Annotated in this window: 5 protein-coding genes and 1 rRNA gene; all 6 read left to right on the top strand. The window is 44.8% G+C overall.

The window, feature by feature from the left end; all coding sequences use genetic code 11:
- Window positions 1-76: 76 nt before the first annotated feature.
- The 6 genes from rrf to pdxT all read left to right on the top strand — a co-directional run bounded on the left by rrf (window position 77) and on the right by pdxT (window position 6,227).
- Window positions 77-193 (top strand): 5S ribosomal RNA (gene rrf, locus ACIFSR_RS33330).
- Between the two features lie 88 nt (window positions 194-281).
- The gene (locus ACIFSR_RS33325; protein WP_430063469.1) at window positions 282-1,475 is read left to right on the top strand and encodes a GNAT family N-acetyltransferase; all 1,194 of its coding nucleotides are present in this window, start codon (window positions 282-284) and stop codon (window positions 1,473-1,475) included.
- Between the two features lie 145 nt (window positions 1,476-1,620).
- Window positions 1,621-3,078 carry an IMP dehydrogenase gene (guaB, locus tag ACIFSR_RS33320; protein WP_076271758.1) on the top strand — a complete coding sequence of 486 codons (1,458 nt, stop codon included), beginning with the start codon at window positions 1,621-1,623 and terminating at the stop codon, window positions 3,076-3,078.
- Between the two features lie 179 nt (window positions 3,079-3,257).
- The gene (locus tag ACIFSR_RS33315) at window positions 3,258-4,556 is read left to right on the top strand and encodes a D-alanyl-D-alanine carboxypeptidase family protein (RefSeq protein WP_430063466.1); all 1,299 of its coding nucleotides are present in this window, start codon (window positions 3,258-3,260) and stop codon (window positions 4,554-4,556) included.
- Window positions 4,557-4,683: 127 nt separating this feature from the next.
- Entirely contained in the window at window positions 4,684-5,565 is an 882-nt protein-coding gene (pdxS, locus tag ACIFSR_RS33310) for a pyridoxal 5'-phosphate synthase lyase subunit PdxS (protein WP_076271759.1), read from the top strand.
- 77 nt (window positions 5,566-5,642) lie between these two features.
- Complete coding sequence (gene pdxT / locus ACIFSR_RS33305) at window positions 5,643-6,227, top strand: pyridoxal 5'-phosphate synthase glutaminase subunit PdxT (RefSeq protein ID WP_430063464.1); 585 nt, start codon at window positions 5,643-5,645, stop codon at window positions 6,225-6,227.
- The last annotated feature ends 36 nt before the right edge of the window (window positions 6,228-6,263 follow it).

Raw genomic sequence — 6,263 nt, 5'->3', positions numbered from 1 at the left:
TCCAGTAGACAGCAGCTAAAAAGGCTTCAGCAAGCCTAATCTTTCGTATCCAGTTTTCAGCGTGCAACACGCTACGTTTGGTGGCGATGGCGGAGGTGAACCACGCGTTCCCATACCGAACACGACCGTTAAGCCCTTCAGCGCCGATGGTACTTAGACCGCAGGGTCTTGGGAGAGTAGGACGTCGCCAAGCACGAAAGACCTATCGCATGTGATGCGATAGGTTTTTTTGTTGTTTATGCGGTATGATAGGGTTATATCAAATTTGGAGGTGCTTCGAATTGGAAACGCGTATCGTTATTAAGCATACCGGTGTAGAGCAATTTGACGAGAGTATGGCTTTATCTCAATTTGCATTTCAATATGAACGTTCTGCTGCAGAACTTGAACAAACGAAAGAGCAGTATGAGAGTGAGCCTACTGTAAGGTACGGAGCGTATGTCGATAATCAGTTGGCTGCGCAAGCTGCAGTGCTAAGGCTGAAAACATATATCGGAGGCAAGGTTTTTGATATGGGAGGTGTTGCAGGTGTTGCGACATGGCCAGAGTACAGGAGGCAGGGGCTAGTTGCTCAAATACTTGTTCAATCACTGTTAGAGATGAAGGAGAACGGTCAAACAGTTTCTTTTCTTCATCCTTTTTCATTCAGCTTTTACCGTAAATTTGGATGGGAAACCTACACTGAACATAAAACCTATACGATTAAGACGGACATGCTTCCAGCAAGAATAGCATACGAAGGTAGATTTGAGCGCATTACAGGAAACTATGGTTTGCTGAACGATGTCTATCAAGCCTATGCATCTCAATTTAATGGCTCATTGGTGCGTGACGACTTCTGGTGGAAGTATCGGATTAACAGAAGAAAGCCAGGACAAACTGCACTGTATTACGATAAGAGCGGAGCAGCACAAGGCTACGTCATTTATGAAGTTAAAAACAGCCGGTTAACGGTTCATGAGTTTGTTCATTTAAATGAGCCTGCTAGAGCTGCGATATGGTCATTTCTTGCACAGCATGATTCAATGATCGAAGAGCTGACGATAAAAATGCCATCTAACGATCGCCTTCCCTACTTGCTGAGCAATCCGAGAATAAAACAGGAAATCACACCTTATTTTATGGCTCGAATTGTGGATGCGGAAGCTTTTGTGAGCCAATATGATTTTAAGGCAGCAGATCATGCTGATGACATTCCTATTCAACTGATCGACGCTCAAGCTCCATGGAATAATGGTCATTTTTTGCTTCATATCGATGCGTCTGGGAAAGCTTCACTTCGTCGTAAGGACGATAGTGAAAAAATAGATGAGGCAATTAAACTGGATATTGGTTCCTTTACGAGTGTGCTATTTGGGTATATTCAGTTAGAGCAATTAGCCCAATTCGCACGCATAGAAGGAGATATAGGATTGGTTAAACGCTTACAATCTCGTATTCCCGAACGAACTACGTATTTACCTGACTTTTTCTAAAGAAATAGCATGTTTTGAGACTTCCAAATCGAGTATAAAACAGGATGAACAAAGGTATTCATCAGCCTTGACAGCCTATACCCCCTCTGCTAATATTGCTAATAATATATGTGAGACGTACTTAAAATAAGGGAGGAACATACTCGTGTGGGAAACGAAATTCGCCAAAGAAGGGCTAACGTTTGACGACGTCCTGCTTATTCCGCGCAAATCAGAAGTGCTGCCTAGGGAAGTTGACATCTCGATTCGATTAAGCGAGGACATTAAGCTAAACATTCCGCTCATTAGCGCTGGTATGGACACCGTTACAGAAGCCGCATTGGCGATTGCAATTGCGCGTGAGGGTGGTATCGGCATTATCCATAAGAACATGTCGATTACACAGCAAGCGGAGGAAGTTGACCGTGTAAAACGTTCGGAGAGCGGTGTAATTACAAATCCGTTTTCGCTTACGCCTGATCACCATGTTTACGACGCAGAAGAATTGATGGGAAAATACCGCATCTCAGGCGTACCGATTGTTGATCAAGATAAGAAGCTTGTAGGTATTTTGACCAACCGTGATTTGCGTTTCGTGCATGATTATTCAATTAAGATAAATGAAGTTATGACTCGTAACAACCTTGTAACGGCACCTGTTGGCACAACGCTGCAGGAAGCGGAAGGCCTTCTTCAAAAGCACAAGATTGAGAAGCTGCCGCTGATTGATGAGTCCAATACACTTAAAGGTCTTATTACGATTAAAGATATTGAGAAAGCAATCCAATTCCCTAATGCGGCGAAGGATAAGCATGGTCGCTTGCTTTGCGGAGCAGCGGTTGGTATTTCGAAGGATACAATGGATCGTGCAGAAGCATTGGTTCAATCAGGAATTGATGTTCTTGTTGTAGATTCGGCACATGGTCACCACATTAATATTTTGGATGCAGTTCGTAAGCTTCGTGCTACTTACCCAGACCTTACTATTATTGCAGGTAACGTTGCTACTGGCGATGCTACCCGTGATCTTATCGAAGCAGGCGCTTCCGTAGTTAAAGTAGGGATTGGTCCTGGATCGATCTGTACAACTCGCGTTATCGCTGGTATCGGTGTTCCACAAATTACAGCGATTTATGATTGCGCGTCAGTTGCTCGTGAATACAATATTCCTGTTATTGCAGACGGCGGTATTAAGTACTCCGGTGACATTACGAAAGCAATCGCATCTGGAGCAAGCGCGATTATGATCGGAAGCTTGTTCGCAGGTACAGCTGAAAGCCCTGGCGAAACTGAAATTTTCCAAGGACGCAGCTTTAAAGTCTACCGTGGTATGGGCTCCCTTGGCGCTATGAAGGAAGGAAGCAAGGATCGTTACTTCCAAGAGAACGAGAACAAGCTTGTTCCGGAAGGTATCGAAGGACGCGTTCCTTACAAAGGGCCGCTTGCTGACACTGTGCATCAATTGCTCGGCGGCTTGCGTTCAGGTATGGGCTATTGCGGTACAGCTTCTTTGGACGAGCTTAAGAACGATACACAATTCGTTCGCATTACAGGCTCTGGTCTTCGTGAAAGCCATCCGCATGATGTGCAAATTACGAAGGAAGCTCCTAACTACTCCCTATAGGTTATACTTTCTAGATCCAATAATAACAGACAAGGTAAGGCGACAGAGTCGCTCGCCCTTGTCTGTTTTTTTTATGAAGGATTACTCATTCTTATTAGGGCTTGAAGAGGTTTAATTGTTAGGCTTCGATATGTTACAATTAACAACGGACAAACCAAGTGGGAAAAGGGGAGACGACGTTGAAGGAAAAGGTAAGGCCGGTTCGAATAAAGACGGTCATCGCTGCAAGTTTGGCGGTTTGGATGGTAATGCTGTCGCTTGGTTCTGCGGTAGCAATGGCGAATGGATATCAAGGAAGAGAAAGTACGAAAAACGATTTAGGTTTACAAGTGAAAGCTGCTATTCTAATTGATGCGGATTCAGGACAAGTTTTGTATGAAGTTAATTCAGAGGAGCCGCTCCCTGCAGCAAGTATGACGAAGTTAATGACGGAATATATCGTTCTTGAGGAAATTACGAATGAACGCCTGTCCTGGGATGAGGTTATTACCACTAGTGCGGAAGCGGCCTCAACGCCATCGGATGGATCATCTGTATTTTTAGCTCAAGGAGATCAACATACGGTTAGAGATTTGTACAAAGCAATGGCAGTTGGTTCTGCGAATGATGCAACGATTGCATTAGCATCGCAAATAGCTGGAAGTGAGCAAGGGTTTGTTAAGAAGATGAATGAGGTAGCTGCGGAGTTGGGTCTTAAAACAGCTATTTTTACAAGTGCGACTGGTCTATCGGAGACAACTGTTATTTCTGCGACGGACATGGCAAGGCTAGCACAAATTATTTTGAGCAAGCACCCTGAATTTTTGGATTATTCTAAGCTACAGGAATATAAATTCCGTGAACGCGACAAGGATCCAATCATTAACATTAACTGGATGCTCGGCACCAACGTGAATCAAAAGGGCCTTAAGCACTTAGCTTATGAAGGCGTTGACGGCATGAAAACTGGCTTCATTAATGCTGCTGGCTATAACTTCACGGGTACTGTAAAAAGAGGCGAGCAGCGCTTTATTAGCGTCGTTATGGATACTTCTACAAAGTCTGCTCGTTTTAATGAAACGGCTAAGATGTACAACTACGGTTTCAGCACTTTTGAGAAAAAGACGGTGCTTGCGCCAAAATCTGTGGTAGAAACAGCGAAAACGGTTAAGATTAAAAAGGGTAAAAAGAAAACCTTGCCGATCGTAACGGAAAAAGATATTACGTTTATGGTTAAGAAGGGCGTAGAGCCTAAAATCGAGGTTGTATCTAGCGACGTGAAGTCAGAAGCTGAGCTGGTAGCTCCGATTCCAGCAGGCACGGTTGTAGGTACAGTAACTTACAAGTACACGGATGCCGAAACGAAACAAGAGCTCAAAAAAACGGTTAACCTCGTTACAACGGAGGATGGAACGAAAGCAGGCTGGTTCCGCTTGATGTTCCGTGGAATTGGAGATTTTTTCTCAGGTTTATTTAATGGAATCGTCAATTTGTTCTAATCCGAGTAGAAAACAGGGGAATAAAGCAAATCAAGGCTTGTCGATTATTCTTGCATCCTGTAAAATCAATGGTTAGAACAACTGCGGTAATATACAAATTAATGGATGAAAATAGGAGGATTTTAGCATGGAAACAGGTACATCGCGCGTAAAACGCGGCATGGCAGAAATGCAAAAAGGCGGCGTCATTATGGACGTTATGAGCGCCGAGCAAGCGAAAGTAGCAGAAGCAGCAGGAGCAACAGCGGTAATGGCGCTTGAGCGCGTCCCTTCCGAAATTCGTGCAGCAGGCGGAGTAGCTCGTATGGCTGATCCGACAATTGTAGAAGAAGTAATGAAAGTTGTATCGATTCCAGTTATGGCAAAGGCTCGTATCGGGCATTATGTAGAAGCAAAAGTGCTCGAATCCATGGGCGTTGACTATATCGATGAGAGTGAAGTACTTACACCAGCAGATGAAGTATTCCACATCAGCAAGCATGAGTTTACGATTCCATTCGTATGCGGAGCAAAAGATCTTGGAGAAGCGTTGCGCCGTATTCAAGAGGGAGCGGCAATGCTTCGTACGAAAGGTGAGCCGGGAACAGGTAATATCGTAGAGGCTGTTCGTCACCTTCGCTTGATCAATGGACAAATTCGAAAAATTCAAGGTTTGTCGAAGGACGAGCTTTATCATGAAGCTAAGGTTCTTGGCGTAGCTTATGACTTGCTTCTTAACGTACATGAAACAGGTAAGCTTCCTGTCGTGAACTTCGCAGCAGGCGGAGTAGCTACTCCATCCGATGCAGCTTTGATGATGCATCTTGGAGCAGACGGCGTATTCGTAGGTTCTGGTATTTTCACATCAGAAAACCCAGAGAAATTCGCTCGTGCAATCGTTGAAGCAACGACACATTATCAAGATTATAAGCTAATTGCTGAAGTGTCGAAAAACTTGGGAGCAGCTATGAAGGGAATCGAAATTTCCAAGCTTAACTCCTCCGAGCGTATGCAAGACCGCGGTATCTAATAGTTGTAATATGCAGGTGCCGGCTTAGCGCGAATAGTGCTGCCGGCTCTTGCCCGTAAAGGAAGGCGAGTAGAGCGATGAAGATAGGCGTACTAGCGCTTCAAGGCGCAGTGGCAGAGCATATACGAAGCTTAGAAGCGGCGGGCGCAGAGGCGGTCGCCGTTAAGCGGGTTGAGCAGCTTGAAGAGCTGCAAGGGCTTGTTATTCCAGGCGGCGAAAGCACGACGATCGGCAAGCTGATGCGCAATTATGGCTTCATGGAAGCTATTAAGGATTTCTCTGCACAAGGCAAGCCATTGTTCGGCACTTGTGCTGGTCTTATCGTTTTGGCTGATGAAATAGAAGGCCAAGAGGATGCGCATTTGCGCCTTATGGATATGACCGTTGCAAGAAACGCATTCGGGCGTCAACAAGAAAGCTTTGAGACGGATTTGGATGTCAAAGGCATTGACGAACCGGTTCGCGCTGTATTTATCCGAGCTCCATTAATCAAAAAAGTTGGAGCAGGCGTAGACGTATTGTCTACATACCGAGATGAAATTGTAACAGCAAGACAGGGACATCTTCTAGCTGTATCGTATCATCCGGAGCTAACGGACGATTATAGGCTGCATGCATACTTCGTTGAAATGGTGAAGGAAGCAGCTGCAAGCAAGGAATAAACGTTTACAATAATAAAATTACTCCCTTCAGAGAGG

The organism is Paenibacillus sp. NRS-1760 (genome assembly GCF_050467785.1).
Classification (GTDB): domain Bacteria; phylum Bacillota; class Bacilli; order Paenibacillales; family Paenibacillaceae; genus Pristimantibacillus.
The sequence above is the reverse complement of the archived record's forward strand: the minus strand, read 5'-3'. Positions and strand labels throughout refer to the sequence as shown.